The organism is Mycolicibacter arupensis, from assembly GCF_002086515.1.
Lineage (GTDB): Bacteria > Actinomycetota > Actinomycetes > Mycobacteriales > Mycobacteriaceae > Mycobacterium > Mycobacterium arupense.
The window spans coordinates 39,551-65,722 of the sequence record NZ_MVHH01000021.1 but is presented as its reverse complement, the minus strand read 5'-3'; the positions used below and the strand labels follow the sequence as shown (position 1 = coordinate 65,722).

Here is a 26,172-nt window from a genome sequence, read left to right as displayed (position 1 = left end):
GTCTGGTCTTTTCTATCCTGCCCCACCCGACACTCGCCCACCGCCGGTCGGGTGTCCGGTGGGGCAGGATAGAAAAGACCAGACCGACGAATCGATCGGTCCGGTGTCGTCCTGGCCACAAGCCGGGAGGCACGTCTTGACCTCCGAACCAAGGAGCAATGCTTTGACCACTGAGGCCGCAAACCAGGATCTGGCCAAAAGACCAAGCAGCACAGGAGAATCCGACCGCGTTCGGGTGATCCGCGAAGGGGTGGCGTCCTACCTCCCCGATATCGACTCCGACGAGACAACCGAGTGGCTGGAGTCCTTCGACGAACTGCTGGCCCGATCCGGTCCGGCCCGCGCCCGCTACCTGATGCTGCGGCTACTCGAACGCGCCGGTGAACAACGCGTCGCGATCCCAGCGCTGACCTCCACCGACTACGTCAACACCATCCCGACCGAACTGGAGCCGTGGTTCCCCGGCGACGAGGAAACCGAGCGCCGCTACCGCAGCTGGATCCGCTGGAACGCCGCGGTGATGGTGCACCGCGCGCAGCGGCCCGGCGTGGGCGTCGGCGGGCATATCTCGACCTACGCGTCGTCCTCGACGCTGTATGAGGTCGGCTTCAATCACTTCTTCCGCGGCAAGGACCACCCCGGCGGCGGCGATCAGGTGTTCATCCAGGGCCACGCCTCCCCCGGCATCTACGCGCGCGCCTTCCTGGAGGGCCGGCTGAGCACCCACGAGCTCGACGGTTTCCGGCAGGAGCACAGCCACCCGGGCGGCGGCCTGCCGTCCTACCCGCACCCGCGGCTGATGCCCGACTTCTGGGAGTTCCCCACGGTGTCCATGGGCCTGGGCCCGATGAACGCCATCTACCAGGCCCGGTTCAACCATTACCTGCACGATCGGGGCATCAAGGACACCTCCGATCAGCACGTCTGGTGCTTTTTGGGTGACGGCGAGATGGACGAGCCGGAGAGCCGCGGGCTGCTGCACGTCGGCGCGCTCGAGGGCCTGGACAACCTGACCTTCGTGGTCAACTGCAACCTGCAGCGCCTGGACGGCCCCGTTCGCGGCAACGGCAAGATCATCCAGGAGCTGGAATCGTTCTTCCGCGGGGCGGGCTGGAACGTCATCAAGGTGGTGTGGGGCCGCGAGTGGGATGCCCTGCTGCACGCCGACCGCGACGGCGCCCTGGTCAACCTCATGAACGTCACCCCTGACGGCGACTACCAGACCTACAAGGCCAACGATGGCGGCTACGTGCGGGAACACTTCTTCGGCCGCGACCCGCGCACCAAGGCGCTGGTCGAGAATCTTTCCGACCAGGACATCTGGCATCTCAAGCGCGGCGGACACGACTACCGCAAAGTGCACGCCGCCTACCGCGCCGCCGTCGAGCACAAGGGCCAGCCCACGGTGATCCTGGCCAAGACCATCAAGGGCTACAGCCTGGGCAGCTACTTCGCCGGCCGTAACGCCACCCACCAGATGAAGAAGTTCCGGCTGCAGGACCTCAAGGACTTCCGCGACGAGATGCGGATTCCGATCGCGGACGCCGCACTCGAAGAGAACCCCTACCTGCCGCCGTACTACCACCCGGGCGAGCAGGCACCCGAGATCCGCTATCTGCTGGACCGGCGGCGCGCCCTGGGCGGTTTCGTGCCGCACCGCCGCACCCAGGCCAAAGCGCTGGAGCTGCCCGGCTCCGCGCCGTACGCGGCGGTCAAGAAGGGATCGGGAACCCAGGAAGTCGCCACCACCATGGCGACCGTCCGAGTGTTCAAAGAGTTGTTGCGGGACAAGCAGTTAGGCCCGCGGCTGGTCCCGATCATTCCCGACGAGGCCCGCACGTTCGGGATGGACTCATGGTTCCCGTCGCTGAAGATCTACAACCGCAACGGACAGCTCTACACCTCCGTGGATGCCGACCTGATGCTGGCCTACAAGGAAAGTGAAATCGGCCAGATCCTGCATGAAGGCATCAACGAAGCCGGCTCGACAGCCTCGTTCACCGCGGTGGGTACGTCCTATGCCACCCACGACGAACCGATGGTCCCCATCTACATCTTCTATTCGATGTTCGGCTTCCAGCGCACCGGCGACGGCCTGTGGGCGGCTGCCGACCAGATGGCCCGCGGCTTCGTGCTGGGCGCTACCGCGGGACGCACCACGCTGACCGGTGAAGGCCTGCAGCACGCCGACGGGCATTCCCTGTTGTTGGCCAGTACCAACCCCGCGGCGGTGTCTTATGACCCCGCGTTCGCCTACGAGGTCGCCCACATCATCGAAAGCGGCCTGGCCCGGATGTACGGCCCCAACCCGGAGAACGTGTACTTCTACGTCACGCTCTACAACGAGCCCTACGTGCAGCCGGCCGAGCCCGAAGGCTTCGACCCCGAGGGCCTGCTGCGCGGCATCTACCGATTCCGCCAGGCCGGAGAGGCGCGCACCAACACCGCGCAGATCCTGGCTTCGGGGGTGGCGGTGCCCGAGGCGCTGCGGGCCGCCGACATGCTGGCCGCCGACTGGGACGTGGCCGCCGACGTCTGGTCGGTGACCAGCTGGGGTGAGCTGAACCGCGACGGCGTGGCGATCGAGCGCGAGCGGCTGCGGCACCCCGAGGTCCCCGCCCAGGTCCCCTACGTGACGCAGGCTTTGGCGGATGCGACCGGTCCGGTCGTCGCGGTGTCGGACTGGATGCGGGCGGTGCCCGAGCAGATCCGGCCCTGGGTGCCCGGCACCTACGTCACCCTGGGCACCGACGGATTCGGGTTCTCCGACACCCGTCCTGCCGCGCGGCGCTACTTCAACACCGACGCCGAGTCGGTGGTGGTCGCCGTGCTGGCCGCGCTGGCCCGCGACGGGGCCATCGACACCTCTGTCGCAGTGTCCGCGGCTTCGCGCTACCAGATCGACGACGTGATGGCCGCGCCCGAACAGACCTCGGACCCCGGGGTGGCCTGACGTCAACGCCGAACGGATGTGTTGTCGATTGTGACCAGAAAAATGGCGTAGCTTTTAGGCATGGTCGACAACAGTCCGGCGGGTCCGGTCCTGCCGCGCTCCACGCTGGACCTGCTGAGCACCGTCCCAGACACGCTGCTGCGTCGCCTGAAGCACTATTCGGGCCGGCTGGCAACCGAAGCGGTGTCGATGATGGGCGACCGGCTGCCGTTCTTCGCCGAGCTGGAGGCGGCGCAGCGCGCCAGTGTGGCGCTGGTGGTGCAGACCGCGGTGGTCAACTTCGCCGAATGGATGCACGATCCGCACGGCAACGTCAGCCACACCGCGCAGGCCTTCGAGTTGGTTCCCCAGGACCTGACCCGCCACATCGCGCTGCGGCACACCGTGGACATGGTGCGCGTCACCATGGAGTTCTTCGAAGAGGTGGTGCCGCTGTTGGCGCGCTCCGAGGAGCAGGTGACGGCGCTGACGGTGGGCATTCTCAAGTACAGCCGCGATCTGGCGTTCACCGCGGCATCGGCGTACGCCGACGCCGCCGAGGCCCGCGGCACCTGGGATTCCCGGATGGAGGCCAGCGTGGTGGACGCGGTGGTCCGAGGCGACACCGGCCCGGAGTTGTTGAGCCGCGCGGCCGCCTTGAACTGGGACACCACGGCACCGGCGACGGTGGTGGTGGGCACCGCACCCCCGGGACCAGACGCCCTCGCCGGCCAGAAGGCCAGCCAAGACGTCCGTGACGTCGCCGAACGCCACGGCCGCGCAGCACTGACCGACGTGCACGGCACCTGGCTGGTGGCCATTGTTTCGGGCCCACTGGCGCCCACCCAGAAGTTCTTCGCGGACCTGCTCGGCGCCTTCTCCGACGGTCCGGTGGTGATCGGGCCGACCGCGCCGTCCCTGACGGCGGCGTATCACAGTGCCAGCGAGGCGATCTCGGGGATGAACGCCGTGGTGGGGTGGACCGGGGCGCCGCGGCCCGTGTTGGCCCGTGAGCTGTTGCCCGAGCGGGCCCTGATCGGGGACACCTCCGCGATCGCGGCCTTGCACACCGACGTGATGCGCCCGCTGGCCGAGGCCGGGCCGACGCTCACCGAGACCCTGGACGCCTATTTGGACTGCGGCGGCGCGATCGAGGCCTGCGCCCGCAAGTTGTTCGTTCATCCAAACACCGTCCGTTACCGGCTCAAGCGGATCGCCGATTTCACCGGGCGGGACCCGGCGGTGCCGCGCGATGCCTATGTCCTGCGGGTTGCCTCCACGGTCGGGCGGCTGGCCAATCAGGCGCAGCACGCCAGTTTCAGCAATACCGAGCGGCCCTATGCGACACCGCTGGTGACCGGTGCCGGACCCGCTGAACCCCAGTTCAGCCCGGACGCTTGACGGGAAGACCAGGGCCTTCGCCTGTCCGTCGGGGGGCCACCGCGCCGGACAGATGTCGCGGTTCGGTATCGAACACGTCGCACGAAACGGCAGGTTTGTAGGGTCTCCACAAAAACATAAGACAATGTTCATAATCTAGGACATCCTGCAAATCGCTCTTCACAATGTTCTCTTAAAGACGTGATTGCTTTGCTCGCTCCCGGACAGGGATCGCAGACCCCCGGCATGTTGTCGCCGTGGCTGGAATCGCCCGGCGCCGATGCCGCGCGCGAGCAGTTGGCCGCCTGGTCGGAGGTCAGCGGCCTCGACCTGATCGCGCTGGGCACCACCGCGACGGCCGAGGAGATCACCGACACCGCGGTCACCCAGCCGCTGGTGGTGGCGGCCACCCTGCTGGCCTATGCCGAGCTGACCAAGCGTCGCAATGGCCCGGTGAGCGACGTGATCGTCGCCGGCCACTCCGTCGGTGAGATCGCCGCCTACGCGATCGCCGGTGTCGTCGCCCCCGACGACGCGGTGATGCTGGCCGCCACCCGCGGCCGCGAGATGGCGAAGGCCTGTGCGCTGGAGCCCACCGGTATGGCCGCGGTACTCGGTGGCGACGAGGCCGAGGTGCTGGCCCGCCTGGAACAACTCGATCTGACCCCCGCCAACCGCAACGCCGTCGGCCAGATCGTGGCCGCCGGGCCGGTGCCCGCGCTGGACAAGCTCGCCGAAGATCCGCCCGCCAAGGCCCGGGTCCGCAAGCTGGCCACCGCCGGGGCGTTCCACACCCAGTACATGGCACCGGCGCTGGAGGCGTACGCCGCCGCGGCCGGCCAGGTGAGCACTGCCGAGCCCACCGCCGTCTTGCTGTCCAACCGCGACGGCCAGCCGGTGACCTCGGCGGCCCAAGCGATGGAGTACCTGGTCGCGCAGCTGACCCGGCCGGTGCGCTGGGACCTGTGCACCGAGACGATGCGCGCCCGCGAGGTCACGGCGATCGTGGAATTCCCGCCCGCCGGCACCCTGGCCGGCATCGCCAAGCGCGAACTTCGGGGGACCCCGACGCACGCCGTCAAGTCCCCCGCAGATCTGGACGGGCTGCCCGAGCTCTAACGCCCGCTTCCACACCTGCACAACCAGATAAGCAGTAATCACGCCGCACACCCCGTGCGGATCCAACCGAAGGGAAACACAGTGGCTGCCAGCCAGGATGAAATCATCGCCGGTCTCGCCGAGATCATCGAAGAGGTGACCGGTATCGAGCCGAGCGAGGTCACCGTCGAGAAGTCCTTCGTCGACGACCTGGACATCGACTCGCTGTCGATGGTGGAGATCGCCGTTCAGACCGAAGACAAGTACGGCGTGAAGATCCCCGACGAGGACCTCGCTGGTCTGCGCACCGTCGGTGACGTGGTCGGCTACATCCAGAAGCTCGAGGCCGAGAACCCCGAGGCCGCCGCCGCGCTGCGCGAGAAGTTCGGTTCCGAGAGCTAATCGTGTCCTCGCAGCCTTCTACGGCCAACGGCGGTTACCCGAATGTCGTGGTAACCGCCGTTGAGGCCACCACTTCAATCGGCGCCGACATCGAGAGCACGTGGAAGGGCCTGCTCGCAGGTGAGAGTGGCATCCACGTGCTGGAGGACGAATTCGTCTCCAAGTGGGATCTGCCGGTCAAGATCGGCGGGCACCTCAAGGACCCGGTCGACGACCACATGGGCCGGCTGGATCTGCGACGGATGTCGTACGTCCAGCGCATGGCCAAACTGCTCGCAGGGCGGTTGTGGGAGAACGCCGGATCACCCGAGGTCGACCCCGACCGGTTCACGGTCGTCGTCGGTACCGGGCTCGGCGGCGGCGAGAAGATCGTCGAGACCTATGACCTGATGAACGAAGGCGGCCCCCGCAAGGTCTCGCCGCTGGCTGTTCAGATGATCATGCCCAACGGTGCGGCCGCCGTCGTCGGCCTGCAGCTCGGCGCTCGCGCCGGGGTTATCACCCCGGTCTCTGCGTGTTCGTCGGGTTCGGAGGCGATCGCCCACGCGTGGCGTCAGATCGTCATGGGCGACGCGGACTTCGCGGTCTGCGGCGGTGTCGAAGGCGGTATCGAGGCGTTGCCGATCGCGACGTTCTCGATGATGCGCGCGATGTCGACCCGCAATGACGACCCCGAGGGCGCTTCTCGGCCGTTCGACAAGGACCGGGACGGCTTCGTGTTCGGTGAGGCCGGCGCGCTGATGATCATCGAGACCGAAGAGCACGCCAAGGCCCGCGGCGCCAAGCCGCTGGCCCGGCTGATGGGCGCCGGTATCACCTCCGACGCCTTCCACATGGTGGCTCCCGGACCCGATGGCAAGCGGGCGGGCCGTGCAATGACGCGGTCGCTGGAGTTGGCGGGCCTGTCCGCCAAGGACGTCGACCACATCAACGCGCACGGAACAGCCACTCCGATCGGTGACACCGCCGAGGCGAACGCGATCCGGGAAGCCGGTTGCCAGCACGCCGCGGTGTACGCGCCGAAGTCGGCGCTGGGCCACTCCATCGGGGCGGTCGGTGCACTGGAGTCGGTGTTGACGGTGCTCTCGCTGCGTGACGGGGTCATCCCGCCCACGCTGAACTACGAGACGCCGGATCCCGAGATCGACTTGGACGTCGTCGCGGGCGAACCCCGCTACGGCGACTACAAGTACGCCATCAACAATTCATTCGGATTCGGTGGGCACAACGTCGCGCTCGCCTTTGGGCGGTACTGACACCGGTTCTTGAGAGAGGGAAGTTCGCAACAGCCATGTCAACGTTGGCAACGGGAAAGGGTCTCCCCAACGTCGTCGTCACCGGCTACACCATGACGACGGCATTGGCCGCGGACGGGGAGAACACCTGGAAGAAGCTGCTGGACGGCCAGAGCGGTATTCGCACGCTCACCGACTCGTTCGTCGAGGAGTATGACCTGCCGGTTCGTATCGGCGGGCACCTCGTCGAGACCCCGGAGTGTTTCGATGAAGGGTTGAGTCGGACCGAGCTGCGTCGGCTTTCCTATCTCCAGAAGATGGCTTTGGTGCTGGGCCGGCGTGCGTGGGCGCACGCCGGCTCACCCGAAGTCGATACCCGGCGCCTGATGGTGTCGGTCGGCACCGGAATGGGCTCCAGCGAGGAACTCGTCTGGGCCTATGACGGTATGCGTGAACGCGGCCTCAAGGCGGTCTCGCCGTTGGTCGTGCAGAAATACATGCCCAACGGGGCAGCTGCGGCCGTCGGGCTGGACCGCCAGGCCAAAGCCGGGGTCATCACTCCGATCTCGGCCTGTGCATCCGGCTCTGAGGCCATCGCCCACGCCTGGCAGCAGATCGTGCTCGGCGAGGCCGACATGGCGATCTGCGGCGGAGTGGAGACCCGGATCGAAGCGGTTCCCATCGCCGGATTCGCCCAGATGCGCATCGTGCTGTCCACCAGTAACGACGACCCGGAGGGCGCCTGCCGCCCCTTCGACCGCGACCGTAACGGGTTCGTGTTCGGCGAGGGCGGCGCACTGATGGTGATCGAGACCGAGGAGCACGCCAAGGCGCGCGGGGCCAACATTCTCGCCCGGATCATGGGCGCGTCCATCACCTCTGACGGCTTCCACATCGTCGCGCCGGACCCCGACGGGCAGAGCGCGGGTCGGGCAATGACACGCGCCATTCAGATGGCCGGCCTGACTCCTGGCGATATCGACCACGTCAATGCCCATGCCACCGGAACCTCGGTCGGCGACGTGGCAGAAGGCCACGCCATCAATCTGGCTTTGGGGCCGCACGGCGGCAACGCCGCGGTGTACGCGCCCAAAGCGGCGCTGGGTCACTCGGTCGGTGCGGTGGGCGCGGTCGAATCCATCCTCACGGTGATGGCGCTGCGCGAGCAGCTCATCCCGCCGACCCGGAACCTGAAGAATCTCGACCCCGAGATTGACCTGGATGTGGTGGCCGGCGAACCACGACCGGGCAACTACCAGTACGCGATCAACAACTCATTCGGGTTCGGCGGACACAACGTCGCCATCGTCTTCGGTCGGCACTGAACACCAGAGGCGAGACCCGCGACCAAGAATTCAGACCAAGGAGAGGCGCGATGACGACTATGGCTCCCGAAACGGTGGGCGAATCGCTCGACCCGCGCGACCCCCTGCTGCGTCTGTCGACGTTCTTCGACGACGGCACCGTGGAATTGCTGCACGAGCGTGACCGCTCCGGCGTGCTGGCCGCGGGCGGCACCGTCAACGGAGTGCGGACCATCGCGTTCTGCACCGACGGCACCGTTATGGGCGGTGCGATGGGCATCGAGGGCTGCGATCACATCGTCAACGCCTACGACACCGCGATCGCCGAGCAGAGCCCGATCGTGGGGCTGTGGCACTCGGGCGGCGCCCGGTTGGCCGAGGGCGTGCGAGCCCTGCACGCGGTGGGGCGGGTCTTCGAGGCGATGATCCGGGCATCCGGGTTCGTCCCGCAGATCTCGGTGGTGGTCGGTTTCGCCGCCGGCGGCGCCGCGTACGGCCCCGCGCTCACCGACGTCATCGTGATGGCCCCGGAGGGCCGGGTGTTCGTCACCGGTCCCGACGTGGTGCGCAGCGTCACCGGTGAGGACGTCGACATGGCCGCTCTCGGCGGTCCCGACACCCACCACAAGAAGTCCGGGGTGTGCCACATCGTGGCCGACGACGAGCTCGACGCCTACGAGCGGGGCCGCCGTCTGGTCGGGTTGTTCTGCCAGCAGGGGCACTTCGACCGCACCAAGGCCGAGGCGGGCGAGGTAGACCTGCACGCGCTGCTGCCGGAGTCGGCACGACGCGCCTACGACGTGCACCCGCTGGTGCACGCCCTGCTCGACGCCGATACCCCGTTCGATGAGTTCCAGGCCAAGTGGGCGCCGTCGATGGTGGTGGGGCTGGGCCGGTTGTCGGGTCGCACCGTCGGGGTGCTGGCCAACAACCCGCTGCGCCTGGGTGGCTGCCTGAACTCCGAAAGCGCCGAGAAGGCGGCCCGCTTCGTGCGGCTGTGCGACGCGTTTGGCATTCCGCTGATCGTGATCGTCGACGTTCCGGGATACCTGCCGGGCGTCGGCCAGGAATGGGGTGGCGTGGTGCGCCGCGGCGCCAAGCTGCTGCACGCGTTCGGTGAGGCCACCGTCCCCCGTGTCACGCTGGTGACCCGCAAGACCTACGGCGGGGCCTACATCGCGATGAACTCCCGTTCGCTGGGCGCCACCAAGGTGTTCGCCTGGCCGGACGCCGAAGTCGCCGTGATGGGCGCCAAGGCCGCGGTCGGGATTCTGCACAAGAAGAAGCTGGCCGCCGCGCCCGACCACGAGCGCGAGGCCCTGCACGAGGAGCTGGCCGCCGAGCACGAGCGGATCGCCGGCGGGGTGGACAGCGCCATCGATATCGGCGTCGTCGACGAGAAGATCGACCCGTCGCACACCCGCGGCAAGATCACCCAGGCGCTGGCTGAGGCGCCCGCACGGCGCGGCCGCCACAAGAACATCCCGCTGTAGCCCCTGCCCGACGTTCCCACTCGCGCGGCCCACTTCGCGCGAGCGTGCGTGTCTGCACGCCGAAACGCCGAGAATGCGCGCGCGTTTGTGCACGCTCGTGGCGGCAACGGCGAATACTCCATTCCCATGGAGTCATTCGACGAGGCATCTCAGGGCGCACCCGGTGAATCCGAGACCGACTGCAGTCCTCCGCGCGCCATGCTGCGGCGACGCCAGGTGTTGGGTGGTCTGGCCGCGTTGGGTGGCGCCGGCGTTGCGGCGCTGACGACCGGTTGCGAAACCAAGAGTGGCGGCGCGCAGACCGCGGGCGCCCCAAGCTATGGGACCGGGATCAACGACGGGTTCGACGGAAAGATCGAACTCGACGTGCGCGACTCGGAGCCGGACTGGGGACCCTTCGAGCTCAAGCACGCTCCCCAGGGCGCGCCCAATGTGCTGGTGGTGCTCTATGACGACACCGGGATGGCGGCGTGGTCACCCTACGGCGGGGCGATCGACATGCCCGTCATGCAGCGCCTCGCCGACAACGGGCTGACCTACTCCCAGTGGCACACCACGGCATTATGTTCACCGACCCGGTCCTGCATTCTGACCGGACGCAATCATCACGTGAACCGCTTCGCCTCGATCACCGAGGGTTCCGACGGATTCCCCGGCGCGGCGGCCCGCCTGCCCGCGCAATGCGCGACGATCGGACAGGTGCTCTCCAGCAACGGGTACAGCACGTTCTGGGTGGGCAAGAACCACAACGTGCCCGAAGAGGACGTCTCCAGCGGAGGAAGCAAGTCGGAGTGGCCGCTGCAGAAGGGCTTTGACCGCTTCTACGGCTTTCTCGGCGGTGAGACCAACCAGTGGTATCCGGATCTGGTGGAGGACAACCGATTCATCGAACAGCCCTACAGTCCAGAAGACGGCTACCACCTGTCGAAGGACCTCGCCGACAACGCACTTCGCATGTTGCGCGATCAACGCTCCAGCAACCCGTCCAAGCCCTGGTACATGTGGTTCTGCCCGGGGGCCAATCATGCTCCGCACCACAGCCCGACCGAGTACGCCGAGAAATACCGCGGCAGGTTCGACGACGGCTACGAGGCGTACCGGGAGTGGGTGCTGGCCCGGATGGTCGACAAGGGCATCATGCCCAAGGGCACCCGGCTGACCCCGTTGAATCCCCTTCCCAGCGATGTGGCCGCGCCGGTGGATTCGGTGCGGCCCTGGGGTTCACTCAACGCCGATGAGCGCCGATTGTTCTCGCGGATGGCCGAGGTTTTCGCCGGGTTCTCCGAATACACCGACGCCCAAGTGGGGAGAATCGTCGACTACCTGGAGCACACCGGACAGCTGGACAACACGCTCATCTTCTACTGCGCCGACAACGGCGCCTCGGGCGAGGGCTCGCCCAACGGCTCGGTCAATGAGAACAAGTTCTTCAACGGCTACCCCGACGATCTGGCCGAGAACATGCGCTATCTCGACGCGCTGGGGACGCCCGAGACCTACAACCACTATCCGACCGGCTGGGCAGCTGCGTTCTCCACCCCGTTTCAGATGTTCAAGCGGTACTCGCAGTTCTCCGGTGGAACCTGCGACCCGATGGTGATCCACTGGCCGGCGGGCATCAAGGCCAAAGGCCAAGTGCGCCATCAATACCACCACGCCACCGACATCGTGCCCACCATCCTCGACGCGGCCGGAATCTCGATGCCCGCGGAGTACCGCGGCGTGAAGCAGTACCCGCTCAACGGGGTGTCGATGCGCTACAGCTTCGACTCCCCCGATGCGCCCACCGCCAAGAAAAGGCAGTACTACGCCATGCTGGGCACGCGCGGCATCTGGGAAGACGGCTGGAAGGCGTCGGCGTTGCACGCCCCGATCAGCGGCAAGGGCCATTTCGATCAGGACCGCTGGGAGCTCTACCACGTCGACGAAGACCGTTCCGAATCGACGAATCTCGCCGACCAGCACCCCGACAAACTCAAGGCGCTTATCGATGCGTGGCACATCGAGGCCAAGAACAACTACGTGCTGCCCTTGGATGACCGCACGGCCACCGAGATGATCAACATCCCCCGCCCGCAGTTCGAACCGCCTCGGGATCGCTACACCTACTATCCCGACACCGCACCCGTACCGGAAGGAGTGGCGGCCAATATCCGCGGACGGTCGTACAAGATCGTCGCGAACGTCGAGCTCACCCCAGAAGCTCAGGGGGTCCTGTTTGCCCACGGATCCCGATTCGGCGGGCATGTGTTGTTCATCCAGGACGGCAAGCTGCACTATGTGTACAACTTCCTGGGCATCAAACCCGAACAGGAATTCGTCTCGCAGCGACTGACTCCGGGCAAGCACACACTCGGCATGGAGTTCGTTCGCAAGGATTCCGGTAAGTATGGGGAATCTCTGGGAACGACAACGCTTTACGTTAACGGTAAAGCAGTGGACTCAGGACCGATGCGCGCCCAGGCAGGAAAATTCACCCTCGCCGGCGACGGCCTGTGCGTCGGGTACGACAGCGGCGACAACGTTTCCGGTCAGTACCGCAACCCGGGCACCTTCACCGGCGGGAGCATCCAGGCCGTGGTCATCGACGTCAGCAAGGAGGCCTTCGTCGATCTGCAGCGCGAGGCGGCCGCGGCACTGGCCCGCGACTGACCGGGCTCACCGGGTGGTGTAGCCACCGTTGGCAAAGACGGTCTGCCCGGTGATCCAATGCCCGCCGTCGAGCAGGAACGCCACCAACGGTGCAATGTCCTCGATCCGGGTCAACCGGTTGCCCATGGCCTGCGACTTGTGGAACTCGACGCGCTCCGGGGTCTCCTGGGGGTAGAAGAAGGGTGTGTCCATGGGCCCGGGCGCGACACTGTTGACGTTGATTCCCCGGCTCCCGAACTCTTTGGCCGCGGCGCGGGTGAAGTGCTCCACCGGACTCTTGGAACCGGCGTACGTGGAATAGCCGTCGGTGAAGGCGCCCAGCAGGGCGGTCACGATGGTGACCACCGAACCGTTGTCGTTGAGGCGCTTGCCCGCCTGCTGCAAAAAGAAATAGGCCGCCTTGGCGTTGATGTCGAACATCGAGTCGTACTCGGCCTCAGTAGTTTCCAACATGGGCTTGCGCAGGACTTTGCCGACGGTGTTGACGGCGTAATCCACCCCACCGAAGGCGTCCACCGCGGCATCGAACAGGGCGGCGACATTGGCCGCAACGGTCAGGTCGCCCTGAACCTTGATGGCATGGGCGCCAGCGGCCCGCACCGCGGCCACCGTCTTGTCCGCTTCGGCTTCGGATCCGTCGCTGTTGTAGTGCACGGCGACGTTCACGCCACGATTCGCCAAGGTGGTGCTGATCAGCCCGCCCAGGTTCTTGGCGCCAGCCGCGACCACCGCCGATTTCCCCGTCAGATCGTTCATCGGAGTCCTTTCTGCCTCTGAACACGAAGCTATCCGCGCGTTCCACAAATGAGAAACAGCATTTTGCGAGTGATCAACAAGTACTGCTTGTGGTTAGCATGGTTCGATGTCGCCGACCCCGGACCTGCGCCGTCTCACCCACTTCATCGCAGTCGCCGAATCCGCCGGCTTCACCAGCGCCGCCAAGCAGCTGCACCTGTCGCAGCAGGCGCTGTCGCATTCGGTGCAACAGCTGGAGAAAGAGATCGGCGCGGCGCTGCTGATTCGCTCGGGCCGCCACGTGATGCTGACCCCCGCCGGGCAAACCCTGATGGATGAGGGGCGGGCGCTGCTGGCGGCGGCCACGACCCTCACGGCGCACACCCGGGCTGCGGCCAGCGCCCAGCCGGATGTATTCGTCGTCGGCCACTCGCCCGCGATCAGCAATCACGATGTCTACGCGCTGATCGAACCGGCGATAGCGGCCGCGCCCCACACGTCTTTCACCGTCATGCAGCTGTTTCCCGAACGGCTTACCGCCGGGGTGCGCGACGGCGTCGTGCAGCTGGGGCTGCGTCGCGCGGTGGTGCCCCAGGACCACCTTGCCGGCGCGGTGATCGGCTATGAGCCGCTGCGGGTCGCGTTGCCCGCCCAGCACCGATTGGCGGCACGCGCCCCTATCGGGATCGCCGACCTCGCCGACGACGTGATCGCGCTGTGGGCACCACCCGGGGCGTCCTATTACAGCGATTTCCTCATCAACGCCTGCCGGCGTGCGGGGTTCGAGCCGCACTACCGGGTCAGCCGCGTACAGGGCTGTCCGCCCGAGGTGGCGGCGCTGACCGAGAGCGCCGCTGCCTTCGTCACCGCACCGGCCGGCCCGGCCCTCAACGGCGCCGTGATGATCGTCGACCTCGATGAGCCGCTCCTGGTACCGATACAGGCACTGTGGCAGCCCCACACCAGTTCGGCGGTCAGGGATCTGATCCTGCGGCGGCGACCTTAGGCCGCGGAGACGGGCCTCACTCAGCCGCGTCGAGCAGCTCCCGGGCCACCTCGTGCACCCGATCCCGGTCGTGGGCCACCAGCCCGATCCGGGTCCGGCGCTCCACGATGTCCTCAACGGTCAGGGCACCCTCGTGGCTGATCGCGTACTCGAATTCGGCACGGGTCACGTCGATTCCGTCGGCCACCGTCTCCCCCGGCCGATCGCAGGTCGCGGAGGCCAGCACGTTGGGTGCCTCTGCGCCGTAGCGCAGCACCAGCGAGGCCGGCAGTGCGGCCGCGGATGGCACCTGCGGGCCCGGATTGGTCGGCGCGCCGATCAACGGCAGGTCCCGGGTGCGGCAGGCCGCAGTGCTCAGGGCCCGCAGACGCACGGCCCGGTCCAGCACGTCTTGCGCCATGTGCCGGTACTCGGTCAGCTTGCCCCCGATCACGCTGAACACTCCGGACTCCGACTCGACGACGGCGTGGTTGCGCGAGACGTCTGCGGTGCGACCCTCGCCGGTGTCGATCAGGGGCCGCAGCCCGGCGTAGGCGCCGCGGACGTCGGCCGTACTCAAAGCGGTGCCCAGCGCGGTGTTGACGGTGTCCAACAGGAAGGAGATCTCTGCGGAAGTGGGTTGCGGCACATCGGGAACCGGTCCGGGCGCCTCTTCATCGGTCAGGCCCAGATATACCCGGCCGAGCTGTTCGGGCATGGCGAACACAAACCGGTTGAGTTCGCCCGGTATCGGAACGGTCAGGGCGGCAGTCGGATTGCCGAAGGCGGCCGCGTCGAACACCAGGTGAGTTCCCCGGCTGGGCCGCAGCCGCAGTCCCGGGTCGATATCGGCGGCCCACACCCCGGTCGCATTGATCACGGCCAGCGCGCGGACCTCGAACGATTCACCGGAGAGCTGGTCGGTCAGACGCACCGCGTCCCCGGCGGCGTGCGTAGCAGCCACGTAGGTCAGGATCGTCGCACCGTGCTGGGCCGCGGTGCGTGCCACCGCCGTCACCAGACGGGCGTCGTCAATCAGTTGCCCGTCGTAGGCGAGCAGCCCACCGTCGAGGCCTTCTCGACGCACTGTCGGCGCCAACTCCACGGCCGTCTCCCGGGACACCCGCCGCGAGCGGGGCAACACCGTCGCCGGCGTGCCGGCCAGCCGGCGCAGCGCGTCACCGGCGAGAAACCCGGTTCGCACCAGTGCCCTATCCCACCCGCGCATCGATCCCAACAAGGGCACCAGTTGGGGCATGGCCCGCACCAGATGAGGTGCGGTGCGGGTCATCAGGATGCCGCGCTCGATGGCACTGCGCCGGGCGATTCCCACATTGCCGGTCGCCAGGTAGCGCAGGCCGCCGTGAACCAGCTTGGAGCTCCAGCGGCTGGTCCCGAAGGCGAGGTCGTGCTTGTCCACGCACACCACCCGCAGTCCGCGGGTGGCCGCGTCCAGGGCGATTCCGGCCCCGGTGATCCCGGCGCCGATCACCACGACGTCGACGGGGCCACCCTCGGCCAGGGCGCTCAATTCGGCGGTACGGCGGGCGGCGTTGAGTGCGGCGGTATTGGGCATCACGAGAGGTACCTGTTCAGGGTGTAGGCCAGTTCGGCGGAGAGGGACTGTTCATCAAGGATCGGCGCAACGACTTGCGCCGACTGGATCGCCGATTGGGTGATCAGCAGGCACATCGCGGCGAGTTGGCGCGGATCCCCCGCCCGCACACTCCCAGAGGCTTGCGCACCACCGAGTTCGGCCGCCACCAGGTCGACCAACCGCCGTTGGCTGGCGCCCATCCGCTGAGCGATGTAGACCATCGCCAGATCCGGAGCGTGGTGCAGCACCTGCATCACCACCTCGTCGTGGCGGATCCGCGCGGCCACCGCCACGATCCGCTCGACCAGGGCTTCACGTCCGGTTCCGGGCCGGGACAGCTCCGTCCAGGCTGCGGTGATCCGTTCGGTCAGCAGCGCGGCGATCACCGAGCGACTGTCCGGCCAGCGGCGATACACCGTCGGCCTACTGACCCCGGCGCGGCGCGCGATGGCCGACAAGGTCACCCGCTCCATACCCATGGCCAGCAGGCAACTGGCGGCGGCATCGAGGATCCGCTCCCCCACGTCAACCTGCTCGTCATTACTAGTTGACAGCATATGTAATACTGTAACGCATGACGCAGGCCGATGCCCAGGACGCCCTGAACCCTCCGATGAAGTGGAACGCCTGGGGCGATCCCGCGGCGGCCAAGCCCCTCAGCGACGGCATCCGCCAGCTCCTCAAGGCCGCGCTGGGAGTGGACGGCTCCAGCGCCCCAGAGCCCGATCCCGACCAGGTGTCGCTGACCCCGTCGGCGTTGACCGACGCGGACCGTTCCGCCTTGGCGGAAATCGTCGGGGAGGGCTTCTGCCGCACCGATCACACCGCGCGACTCCTGCGCGCGGGCGGCAAGTCGACCTTGGATCTGCTGCGACGCAATGGCTTGGAAACGCAGGACGCACCTGACGCGGTGCTGCTGCCCGGCGGCCCCGACGGCGAGGATCAGGTGGCCGCCATCCTCGACTACTGCAGCCGGCAGGCGATAGCGGTGGTCCCCTTCGGTGGCGGAACCAGCGTTGTGGGCGGGCTCGACCCGATCCGCGGTGCGGCATTGAACGCCGTTGTCTCGCTGGACTTGCGCCGGTTCGATCAACTGCTGAACCTCGACGAAGTCTCCGGCGAGGCAGAGTTCGGCGCCGGGGTCACCGGCCCCGAAGCCGAACGGCTGCTCGGTGAGCGAGGCTTCTCGCTGGGCCACTTCCCGCAAAGCTTTCAGTTCGCCACCCTGGGCGGATTCGCCGCGACCCGGTCATCGGGTCAGGATTCGGCCGGCTACGGCCGTTTCGACGACATGGTCCGCGGCCTGCGGATGATCACCCCGGCCGGGGTGCTGGATCTGGGCCGCGCTCCGGCCTCGGCGGCCGGCCCGGATCTGCGCCAGCTGGTGCTGGGCTCAGAGGGCGTATTCGGGATCATCACCCGGGTCCGGGTACGAGTCCATCCGGTCCCCGCGACCACCCGCTATGAGGCGTGGTCCTTTCCCGACTTCGCCACCGGCGCCGCGGCGCTGCGCGCAGTCACCCAGACCGGCGCCGGCCCGACCGTCATCCGGTTGTCCGACGAAGCCGAGACGGGGGTGAACCTGGCCACCACCGAGCAGATCGGCGAGCAGCAGATCACCGGGGGCTGCCTGGCGATCACCGTGTTCGAAGGCACCGCGGAGCACACCGAAAGCCGGCACGCCGAGACCCGTGCGGTCATGGCCGCAAACGGTGGTACGCCCCTGGGCGAAGCTCCGGCCCGCGCCTGGGAGCACGGCCGATTCGCCGCGCCCTACCTGCGTGATTCGCTGCTGGCGGCCGGAGCCCTGTGCGAGACCCTGGAGACCGCCACCGACTGGGCGGGGGTCCCCGCACTCAAGGCGGCGGTCACCGAGGCGTTGACCACCGCGCTGGCCGACAGCGGCACGCCCGCCCTGGTGCTGTGCCACATCTCGCACGTCTACCCGACCGGGGCATCGCTGTATTTCACCGTGGTCGCCGGCCAGCGCGGCAACCCCGTCGAGCAGTGGCACGCCGCGAAAGCCGCAGCCAGCGACGCGATCATGCGTGCCGGCGGCACCATCACCCATCACCATGCCGTGGGCGCCGATCATCGGCCCTGGATGGCCGCCGAGGTCGGTGACCTGGGTGTGCAGGTGTTGCGCGCGGTCAAGGCCACGCTGGACCCCGCTGGAATCCTCAACCCCGGCAAACTGATTCCATGACCAAGCGAGAGATCAGCAGGATCACGCTGCTGACCAATCCGGCGGCCGGCCACGGTAACGCCCGGCATGCCGCCGAGAAGGCACTGGCGCGCTTTCAGCAACGCGGCATCAACGTCAACCACATCGTGGGCTCCGACGCCCGCCATGCGCGGCGGTTGCTCGACGAGGCACTGGCGGCCGGCACCGATGCCGTGGTGATCGCCGGTGGCGACGGTGTGATCTCTCTGGCACTGCAGTCGCTGGCGCTCGGGGATGTTCCCCTGGGGATCATCCCGGCCGGCACCGGCAACGACCACGCTCGCGAATACCGGCTGCCCGTCGGCGATCCGGCGGCTGCCGCGGATGTGGTCGCCGACGGCTGGACCGAGACCATCGATCTGGGCCGTATCACCGATGACGGCGGCACCGTCTCCTGGTTCGGCACCGTGATGGCGGCAGGATTTGATTCGCTGGTGAGCGACCGGGTCAACCGGATGCGGTGGCCGCACGGCCGGATGCGCTACAACGTGGCGATGGTGGCGGAGATGTCGAAGCTGCGGCTGCTGCCGTTCCGGCTGACCTTCGACGACGACGAACCGCTGGACATCGAGCTGACCCTGGCGGCGTTCGGAAACACCCGCAGCTACGGCGGGGGCATGTTGATCTGCCCCGGCGCCGACCATGCCGACGGCCTGTTGGATGTCACCATGGTGCACTCGGGCTCGCGCACCAAGCTGATCCGGCTGTTCCCCACCGTGTTCAAGGGCACGCACGTGCTGCTGGATGAGGTGAGCACCCGCCGGGCCACGTCGATCCGGGTCGAGTGTCCCGGCATCAATGCCTATGCCGACGGCGACTACGTGGGTCCGCTGCCGGTGACGGTGTCGGCGGTGCCGGGTGCCTTGCAGATCCTGCGCACGCCCTGACCGGTCTCAGGAGATGAGCGAGGTCCACAGGTCGCCGAGCTGATCCACCAGCGCTTCGACAGGGGCACTGAAGTCGGCAGGCTCCGGTCCGTCGGTGTCCAGCCAGGGGAAAATCGGGGTGTAAGTGCCCCCGGGCAGGAACGGGTTCAGCATCACGTACCACGATGCCGCGAAGTCGATCAGCACCTGGACGAGGTGCGGCATCGGTACCAGCGGATTGTCCGAGGGGTCGGCCGTCAAGCTGGCCCACAAGTCCGCCCATGGCTTGCCGAAATCCAAGGTGAACGTGGTGCCGGCCCAGGGGTAGACGTCTGAGCCGTCTGAACCGATGACGGTACCGGGGATTCCGAACGCACCCTCGACCGCGCCGTGTGGGTCAGTGATGGTGGGGCCCTCCGTGGGGAAGGTGTAGCCACTCCGCAGCTCCGAGATCGGCACCTGGCCGTAGCCCTGCAGCAGCGCGACCCAGCCATCGAAACTGCAGAACATGGAGTCGCACGCGGTGTTGGTGGGCAGTTGAGCCTGCAGCAGACCGATCACTTGCTCACCGAGCGGCTTCGAGAGCGCCGGAATCGGAATCAACATGTCGATCAATGCCTGGATTCGCGGCGGGTCGCCCAGATCGATACCCCAGATGTTGGTCTCACTCGGGACGAACCATGGCCCGCTGAAGAACTGTGAGTAGGAGAACGCGTCGACGGCCTTGAGCGCATTGGCCGGGATGTTGATGAGGGTGTAGAGCAGGTTGAGCGGAACGTTGGCCAAGTCACCGTCGGCGGTCAACTGAACGGCGACGCGGGTGGGGGCTGCCTCGGGCGGCGCTGCGCTGACGGCGACCAGACCAGAGGCCGCCGACATCACCGTGACGACAGCAGCCGGCCACCTCAGGGCATGCATGATCACTCCTTGACGCTGAGGGCAGCGCGCGTCAAGACACGCGACAATGATTACAGCGCAAGACAATTCGAAAGGAACGAACGCCGGGGGATGCGCTCGGGTTAACCTACCCTAAGAAGCAGGTATCAGCAGCTTTGCGAGCCTGTGAGTTATCCCACGCCCCGGCTGAGCCAGGACACTTCAGCGCCTTCACCGCCGTCGCGGTAGGCCTCCAGCGCGTCGTCCCATGCGGTGCCCAACACCGTCTCCAGTTCGGCCGCCAACGCATCGGCACCGGCCGCCATCAAGGTGCGCAGGCGGTTCTCGCCGACCATCACGTCGCCGTTGGCACTCATCGTCCCGCTCCACAGTCCCAACTGTGGGGTGTGGCTGAATCGCTGGCCGTCCACTCCGGCGCTGGGGTCTTCGGTGACCTCGAACCGCAACACCGACCAGGAGCGCAGCGCACTGGCCAATTGGGCGCCGGTTCCCACCGGACCGACCCAGTTGACGACGGCCCGCAGCTGCCCCGGCATGGCCGGCTGCGGGGTCCAGTTGAGCTTCGCCTGGCCGTTGCGGGCACCCAGAGCCGAGGTCAGAGCCCACTCGACATGCGGGCATACCGCCGCCGGCGAAGCGTGGATGTACACCACGCCGCTGGTCACGTCGGCGAATTGATTCGTCGCGCGCATCAGTTGCTCCTTCGGCTCCACGAGGGACGTCTTCCCCAACGACCTGGCGGTACCGAATTGAACAGTGATGCTGCTGAGTATTTAGTGTTGTATGTGTCTATTGTGCCTTGTGTGACGCCTGTTGGCTAGTCCCGGCCGTAGGCTGCCACCACCGCGTCGGACAGGGCCGGCCACAGGTCCAGCGCCCAGTCCCCGAAGTTGCGATCGGTGAGCACCACCAGCGCCCGCCCGATGGCCGGATCGGCCCAGATCAGGGTGCCTGATTGGCCGAAATGCCCGAAGGTGCGCACCGAGTTCGTCGCACCTGTCCAATGCGGCGTTTTGCCGTCCCGAATCTCAAAGCCCAGGCCCCAGTCATTCGGGCGCTGCGGCCCGTACCCGGGCAGCACGCCGTCCAGACCTGGGAACTGCACACTGATCGCCTCGGCATGCAGCTGCGCAGACACGGTGACCGGCGCCAGCAGATCACCGGCGAAGGCAACCAGGTCGGTGAGGGTCGAGGTGCCCCCGAAACCGGCCCGGGCCGCTCCCCCGTCCAGCCGGCTCGCAGTCATACCCAGCGGCTCGAACACCGCCTCGGCCAGATAACGGCCGAACTCGATTTCGGTTGCCCGCTCCACCGCCTCGGCGAGCACCGCGAAACCGTGGTTGGAGTACACCCGCCGGGTTCCCGGCTTGGCCAGGATTCGGTCGGAGTCCGGCGAGAGCCCGGAGGCATGCGCGAGCAGATGGCGCACGGTAGCGCCCGGCGGCCCGGCTGGGGTGTCCAGTTCGATGGCACCCTCCTCCACCGCGACCTGCACGGCCCGCGCCGCCAAGGGCTTGGTCACCGAAGCCAGGTAGAACGGCCGCCCGACGTCGCCATGGGTGGCCAGCACACCCTGCGGGCCGACGACAGCGGCGGCCACGTGATCGACCGGCCAATCGTCGAGGGCGGCAAGGGGGGCCAGGGCTTCAGCGGCGCACATCGGCAGCCAGCCTAACGGCGAGGCGGGTCACCGGCAGCGGGCCTGCCCTCCGGCCGGCTGCTACGCGCGCAGGGACTCACGGATCGCCCTGCGGTGACTGCTCGCACTGCAGCCGAACCAGCGCTGACAGGAACGGCTGAGCACACTTTGTTCGGCGTAGCCCAATTCACGGGTCAGGTGCGCCAAGCTGATGTCGGTGTCCCGAAGGTAGCGGTGCGCGGCATCGCGGCGCACCCCGTCGACCAGGGCGGCAAAGGTGGTCTGTTCGGCCGCCAGCCGCCGATGCAGCGCCTTGGGATGCAGCCCGAGCTGGCCGGCCACCAGCTCCAAGTTGACGGTCCCGGTGGGCAGCAGCTGGCGGACGATCGCGCGCACCGAGCCTGAGATGCCCGGCGTCTCGGCGGTGATGCCCTGCAGGTAACGCACCATGGCCTGGTGCGCCTGGTCGTCTCGGTGCAGCGGGCGGTCCAGGTCGATGCTGCGAAAGGTGAAGCCGGCGACGGGTTGGGCAAAGTACGGGCGACAGCCGAAGTAGGCCAGGTAGTCGCGCACCGGGGTGAGCGCTTCGTGCGGAAGGTGCACCGACAGCGGCGCATACGGGGCGTCGAACATCATGCGCATGATGCCCAGTGAGACCCCGAGGGACAGTTCGGTGGTCTGCGGGTGCGGCGGGGATCGCTCGATGAGCACCCCGAAGGCATAGAACGATTCGCCCGATTCGGCGCCGGGAATGATGCGTGCCGAGATCGCTGGGCTGTAGGCGGACAGGAATCGCTCCACGATCGAAAATCCCCCGCCGACGGTGGCCGCGGTACGGGCGGCCACCCCGAGGGGCCCGAAGTTCCCGATGTCTTGCCGCAACGCCAGCCGGCGGCCGAAATCCGGTGTGCCCGTAGCACTCGCGGCGCCCTCGACGGCCAGGATGACGGCGAGGTACGGCACGAACACATCGTGTGTGCCGACGGCCCGCTCAGGCACCCCCGCTGCGCGCAGCAGTGCCGCAGGGTCGCCGCCGAGCTCGGTCACCAGATCGGGGTAACCGGACAGCGCGGTGCCGCGCACGACCGACATGTCCGCAAATATCAAAGAAATGTCCGCAGATGTCAAGACTTCGCTGGCGCGGCGGGACATGCTGGGAACGGCATCCGGCGGAAAGGAACGTCCGTGAGTTTTGACACCGTGATTCGTGGTGGCCGGTGGTTCGACGGCACCGGCGCGCCCTCTTTGATCCGCGACATCGGTATCCGCGACGGGCACGTCGCCGCGATCTCCGCCGAGCCGCTCGACGTGACGGGCTGCGACCAGGTGATCGACGCTGGCGGCAAATGGGTGATGCCCGGCCTGCTCGACATCCACACCCACTATGACGTCGAGATCCTCGTCGCCCCGGGGCTCTCGGAGTCGGTGCGCCATGGCGTCACCACGGTGCTGGTGGGCTCATGCTCGCTGTCCACCATTCACGTTGACGGTCAGGACGCCGGCGACCTGTTCGGCCGGGTGGAAGCCATCCCACGCCGGTACGTGGTCGACACGATCGACGCGAAGAAGAACTGGTCGACGTGCGAGGAATACATCGCCAGCCTGGAGAAGCTGCCGCTGGGGCCGAATGTGACCGCGTTCATCGGGCACTCCGATATGCGGGCCGCGACCATGGGCCTGGATCGCGCCACCCGCTCCGATGATCGGCCCACCGCCTCCGAGCAGGCCCGCATGGAGCAGATGCTCGATGAGGCCCTTGCGGCGGGATTCGTCGGGATGTCCTCCCAGCAACTGCTTTTCGACAAGATGGATGGCGACGTCTGCCGCTCGCGCACACTGCCCTCGACGTATGCCAAGCCCAAAGAACTGCGCCGGCTCAAGTCGAAGTTGCGCCGCAGCGGACGCATTCTGCAGGCCGGTCCGGACATCAAGAATCCGTTTGACGTGGTGTCCCAACTGGCGCAGGCCCTGGGCATCATCCGGCGACCACTCAAGTCCACGCTGCTGGCCGCCGCCGACGTCAAGAGCAACCGACTGGCGATTCCGACCATCATCAAGTCGTCGCGCATGCTGAGCCGGCTGGGCGCCGATTTCCGCTGGCAGCACCTCCCGGTGCCGTTCGAGGTGTACGCCGACGGAATCGATCTGGTGATCTTCGAGGAGTTCGGCTCGGGCGCCGAGGCACTGCACCTGCGGGAGTCCGTCGAACGCGACGCGTTGATGCGTGACGAGGGCTACCGGCGCCGATTCCGCAAGGACTACGAGAACAAGTACGGCCCGCGGGTATGGCATCGCGACTTCTTCGACGCCGAGATCGTCGACTGCCCCGATGCGTCGGTCATCGGAAAGTCCTTCGGGCAGGTGGGGATCGAGCGCGGCGGCGTGCACCCCGTGGATGCCTTCCTCGATCTGGTGGTCGAGCACGGGACAGCACTGCGCTGGCACACCACGATCTCCAACCACCGCCCCGAGGTGCTCAAGAAGCTCGCAGCCGAGCCCGGCATCCAGATGGGCTTCTCCGATGCGGGCGCGCACCTGCGCAACATGGCGTTCTACAACATGGGCCTGCGGTTGCTGCGCCACGTGCTCGACGCCGAACGGGCCGGGCGGGGATTCATGTCCGTCGAGCAGGCGGTGCACCGGCTCACCGGTGAGCTGGCCGACTGGTATCGGGTGGACGCCGGCCATCTGCGTGTGGGCGACCGCGCCGACATCGTGGTGGTCGACCCCGCCCACCTCGACGACACCTTGGACGGCTACGCCGAAGAGGCCTTCGCCGCCTATGGCGGACTGTCACGCATGGTCAACCGCAACGACCAAGCGGTGCCCGCGGTGTTCGTCTCCGGCCGGGCGGTGGTGCTCGACGGTCAACCCACCAACCTGCTCGGCGCGCAGCGCACCGGAAGTTTCCTGCGCGCCGACACCCGCACGCCGGCGGTCGGGGTGGCGGCCGCACAAGCCACGGCACCGGACGCCACAGCGGCAACATAAGGTTGAACCCATGAGTCAGACAGTGCGCGGAGTGATCTCCCGCGAAAAGGGCAAGCCGGTCGAGGTGACCGACATCGTGATTCCCGACCCCGGTGCCAACGACGTCGTCGTCGCCATCACCGCCTGCGGGGTGTGCCACACCGACCTGACCTATCGCGACGGTGGAATCAACGACAGCTACCCGTTCCTGCTGGGGCACGAGGCCTCCGGCACCGTCGAGTCGGTGGGATCTGCGGTCACCGCGGTGGCGCCCGGCGACTTCGTGGTCTTGAACTGGCGCGCGGTGTGCGGGCAGTGCCGAGCCTGCAAGCGCGGCCGTCCGCACCTGTGCTTCGACACGTTCAACGCCTCGGCTCCGATGACCCTGACCGACGGGACCGAGCTCACCCCGGCCCTGGGCATTGGCGCGTTCGCCGACAAGACACTGGTCCACGAAGGCCAGTGCACCAAGGTCGATCCCAGCGCCGACCCGGCGGTGGCGGGGCTACTGGGCTGCGGCGTGATGGCCGGCCTGGGTGCCGCCATCAACACCGGCGGCGTCACCCGCGACGACACCGTCGCGGTGATCGGCTGCGGTGGTGTGGGCGACGCGGCGATCGCGGGGGCGGCCCTGGTGGGCGCCAAGCGGATCATCGCCGTCGACACCGATGACACCAAGCTGAGCTGGGCCCGCGACTTCGGCGCGACCGACACGATCAACGCCCGCAGCCAGGACCCCGTCGAGACCATCCAGGAGCTCACCGACGGCTTCGGCGCCGACGTGGTGATCGACGCGGTCGGCCGGCCGGAGACCTGGAAGCAGGCGTTCTACGCGCGAGACCTGGCCGGAACTGTTGTGCTGGTGGGTGTTCCGACGCCCGATATGCGTCTGGACATGCCGCTGATCGACTTCTTCTCCCGCGGCGGGTCGCTGAAGTCGTCCTGGTACGGCGATTGCCTTCCCGAGCGCGACTTCCCCACCCTGATCAGCCTGTACCTGCAGGGCCGCCTGCCGTTGGAGCGATTCGTCTCAGAGCGCATCGGCCTGACGGACGTCGAAAAGGCCTTCGAGCGGATGCATCACGGTGAAGTGCTGCGGTCGGTTGTGGTGCTGTGACCGCCGGTCCGATCCAACGGGTGGTCACCCACGGTACGTTCGAACTCGACGGCGGCAGCTGGGAAGTCGACAACAACATCTGGGTGGTCGGTGACGAATCCGACGTGGTGGTGTTCGACGCCGCGCACGATGCGGGCGCGATCGTCGAAGCCGTCGGTGGACGCAATGTGGTGGCTGTGGTGTGCACCCACGGCCACAATGACCACATCACCGTGGCGCCGGAGCTGGGCCGCCGGCTCGACGCGCCGGTGCTGCTGCACCCCGGCGACGACATGCTGTGGCAGATGACGCACCCGGACAGTGACTTTCGCGCGGTGGCGGACGGGGACACGATCACCGTCGGCGGCCTGGAACTGCGGGCACTGCACACCCCCGGCCACTCGCCGGGATCGGTCTGCTGGCATGCACCCGATCTGGGGGCGGTGTTCAGCGGCGACACGCTGTTCTGCGGCGGCCCGGGGGCTACCGGCCGATCTTTCTCGGACTTCCCGACCATCTTGGCCTCGATCTCGGAACGGCTCGGCCAGTTGCCGCCCGACACCGTGGTGTACACCGGGCACGGCGACAGCACCAGGATCGGCGACGAGCTGGTTCACTACGACGAGTGGGTGGCCCGCGGCCACTGACGACGCGCCGCGAGGAACGA

At 67.5% G+C, this 26,172-nt stretch carries 21 protein-coding genes; 14 read left to right on the top strand and 7 right to left on the bottom strand.

All coding sequences use genetic code 11. The features are described from left to right. The first annotated feature begins 163 nt into the window (after window positions 1-163). The 8 genes from aceE to BST15_RS11860 all read left to right on the top strand — a co-directional run bounded on the left by aceE (window position 164) and on the right by BST15_RS11860 (window position 12,496). Window positions 164-2,953, top strand: a complete 2,790-nt coding sequence (gene aceE, locus BST15_RS11895) for a pyruvate dehydrogenase (acetyl-transferring), homodimeric type (RefSeq protein ID WP_046188309.1) — start codon at window positions 164-166, stop codon at window positions 2,951-2,953. A 60-nt stretch (window positions 2,954-3,013) separates the two neighbouring features. Continuing rightward, entirely contained in the window at window positions 3,014-4,333 is a 1,320-nt protein-coding gene (locus BST15_RS11890; RefSeq protein ID WP_046188310.1) for a PucR family transcriptional regulator, read from the top strand. A gap of 180 nt (window positions 4,334-4,513) precedes the next feature. Next, complete coding sequence (locus BST15_RS11885; protein ID WP_046188311.1) at window positions 4,514-5,431, top strand: ACP S-malonyltransferase; 918 nt, start codon at window positions 4,514-4,516, stop codon at window positions 5,429-5,431. Window positions 5,432-5,512: 81 nt separating this feature from the next. Further along, a complete protein-coding gene (gene acpM / locus BST15_RS11880; protein WP_046188312.1) occupies window positions 5,513-5,812 on the top strand; it encodes a meromycolate extension acyl carrier protein AcpM in 300 nt (99 codons plus the stop codon). 2 nt (window positions 5,813-5,814) lie between these two features. Continuing rightward, window positions 5,815-7,068, top strand: coding sequence for a 3-oxoacyl-ACP synthase KasA (gene kasA / locus BST15_RS11875; RefSeq protein ID WP_046188313.1), 1,254 nt, complete (start codon window positions 5,815-5,817; stop codon window positions 7,066-7,068). 35 nt (window positions 7,069-7,103) lie between these two features. Continuing rightward, window positions 7,104-8,372, top strand: coding sequence for a 3-oxoacyl-ACP synthase KasB (gene kasB, locus BST15_RS11870; RefSeq protein WP_046188314.1), 1,269 nt, complete (start codon window positions 7,104-7,106; stop codon window positions 8,370-8,372). A gap of 50 nt (window positions 8,373-8,422) precedes the next feature. After that, complete coding sequence (locus BST15_RS11865; RefSeq protein WP_046188315.1) at window positions 8,423-9,844, top strand: acyl-CoA carboxylase subunit beta; 1,422 nt, start codon at window positions 8,423-8,425, stop codon at window positions 9,842-9,844. A 198-nt stretch (window positions 9,845-10,042) separates the two neighbouring features. Continuing rightward, window positions 10,043-12,496: an arylsulfatase gene (locus BST15_RS11860; RefSeq protein WP_046188340.1), complete on the top strand. Its 2,454-nt coding sequence runs from the start codon at window positions 10,043-10,045 to the stop codon at window positions 12,494-12,496. Window positions 12,497-12,502: 6 nt separating this feature from the next. Here the strand turns inward: BST15_RS11860 and BST15_RS11855 are convergent, their stop codons facing one another. Further along, the gene (locus BST15_RS11855) at window positions 12,503-13,252 is read right to left on the bottom strand and encodes an SDR family oxidoreductase (protein WP_046188316.1); all 750 of its coding nucleotides are present in this window, start codon (window positions 13,250-13,252) and stop codon (window positions 12,503-12,505) included. Between the two features lie 106 nt (window positions 13,253-13,358). Between BST15_RS11855 and BST15_RS11850 the strand changes: the two genes are divergently transcribed. Continuing rightward, a complete protein-coding gene (locus tag BST15_RS11850; RefSeq protein WP_046188317.1) occupies window positions 13,359-14,237 on the top strand; it encodes a LysR family transcriptional regulator in 879 nt (292 codons plus the stop codon). Between the two features lie 16 nt (window positions 14,238-14,253). On the opposite strand, the gene BST15_RS11845 is transcribed toward BST15_RS11850, so the two are convergent. Together BST15_RS11845 and BST15_RS11840 are read right to left on the bottom strand one after the other, a co-directional pair. Beyond that, window positions 14,254-15,792, bottom strand: a complete 1,539-nt coding sequence (locus tag BST15_RS11845) for a glycerol-3-phosphate dehydrogenase/oxidase (protein ID WP_109370688.1) — start codon at window positions 15,790-15,792, stop codon at window positions 14,254-14,256. Then, window positions 15,792-16,370: a TetR/AcrR family transcriptional regulator gene (locus BST15_RS11840; protein ID WP_046188319.1), complete on the bottom strand. Its 579-nt coding sequence runs from the start codon at window positions 16,368-16,370 to the stop codon at window positions 15,792-15,794. Before BST15_RS11840 ends, BST15_RS11845 begins: the two co-directional genes overlap by 1 nt. A gap of 56 nt (window positions 16,371-16,426) precedes the next feature. Here BST15_RS11840 and BST15_RS11835 point away from each other — a divergent pair, with 56 nt between their 5' ends. Beyond that, entirely contained in the window at window positions 16,427-18,019 is a 1,593-nt protein-coding gene (locus BST15_RS11835; protein ID WP_109370690.1) for an FAD-binding oxidoreductase, read from the top strand. Further along, a complete protein-coding gene (locus BST15_RS11830) occupies window positions 18,016-18,924 on the top strand; it encodes a diacylglycerol kinase (protein WP_046188321.1) in 909 nt (302 codons plus the stop codon). The genes BST15_RS11835 and BST15_RS11830 overlap by 4 nt, the downstream gene beginning before the upstream one ends. Window positions 18,925-18,930: 6 nt before the next feature. On the opposite strand, the gene BST15_RS11825 is transcribed toward BST15_RS11830, so the two are convergent. The 4 genes from BST15_RS11825 to BST15_RS11810 form a co-directional block, all read right to left on the bottom strand. Continuing rightward, window positions 18,931-19,821: a hypothetical protein gene (locus tag BST15_RS11825; protein ID WP_131701170.1), complete on the bottom strand. Its 891-nt coding sequence runs from the start codon at window positions 19,819-19,821 to the stop codon at window positions 18,931-18,933. 149 nt (window positions 19,822-19,970) lie between these two features. Further along, window positions 19,971-20,492 carry a DUF3145 domain-containing protein gene (locus BST15_RS11820; protein ID WP_046188341.1) on the bottom strand — a complete coding sequence of 174 codons (522 nt, stop codon included), beginning with the start codon at window positions 20,490-20,492 and terminating at the stop codon, window positions 19,971-19,973. 125 nt (window positions 20,493-20,617) lie between these two features. Beyond that, window positions 20,618-21,460: a serine hydrolase domain-containing protein gene (locus BST15_RS11815; protein ID WP_234708194.1), complete on the bottom strand. Its 843-nt coding sequence runs from the start codon at window positions 21,458-21,460 to the stop codon at window positions 20,618-20,620. A 60-nt stretch (window positions 21,461-21,520) separates the two neighbouring features. Beyond that, window positions 21,521-22,531, bottom strand: a complete 1,011-nt coding sequence (locus BST15_RS11810) for an AraC family transcriptional regulator (RefSeq protein ID WP_046188343.1) — start codon at window positions 22,529-22,531, stop codon at window positions 21,521-21,523. A 93-nt stretch (window positions 22,532-22,624) separates the two neighbouring features. Here BST15_RS11810 and BST15_RS11805 point away from each other — a divergent pair, with 93 nt between their 5' ends. From BST15_RS11805 to BST15_RS11795, 3 genes are read left to right on the top strand one after another with little or no spacing between them, the layout of a single operon-like run. Beyond that, entirely contained in the window at window positions 22,625-24,430 is a 1,806-nt protein-coding gene (locus tag BST15_RS11805; protein WP_082104077.1) for an N-acyl-D-amino-acid deacylase family protein, read from the top strand. Between the two features lie 10 nt (window positions 24,431-24,440). After that, complete coding sequence (locus BST15_RS11800) at window positions 24,441-25,526, top strand: S-(hydroxymethyl)mycothiol dehydrogenase (RefSeq protein ID WP_046188323.1); 1,086 nt, start codon at window positions 24,441-24,443, stop codon at window positions 25,524-25,526. Then, window positions 25,523-26,152 carry an MBL fold metallo-hydrolase gene (locus BST15_RS11795; protein WP_046188324.1) on the top strand — a complete coding sequence of 210 codons (630 nt, stop codon included), beginning with the start codon at window positions 25,523-25,525 and terminating at the stop codon, window positions 26,150-26,152. The genes BST15_RS11800 and BST15_RS11795 overlap by 4 nt, the downstream gene beginning before the upstream one ends. Window positions 26,153-26,172 lie beyond the last annotated feature (20 nt).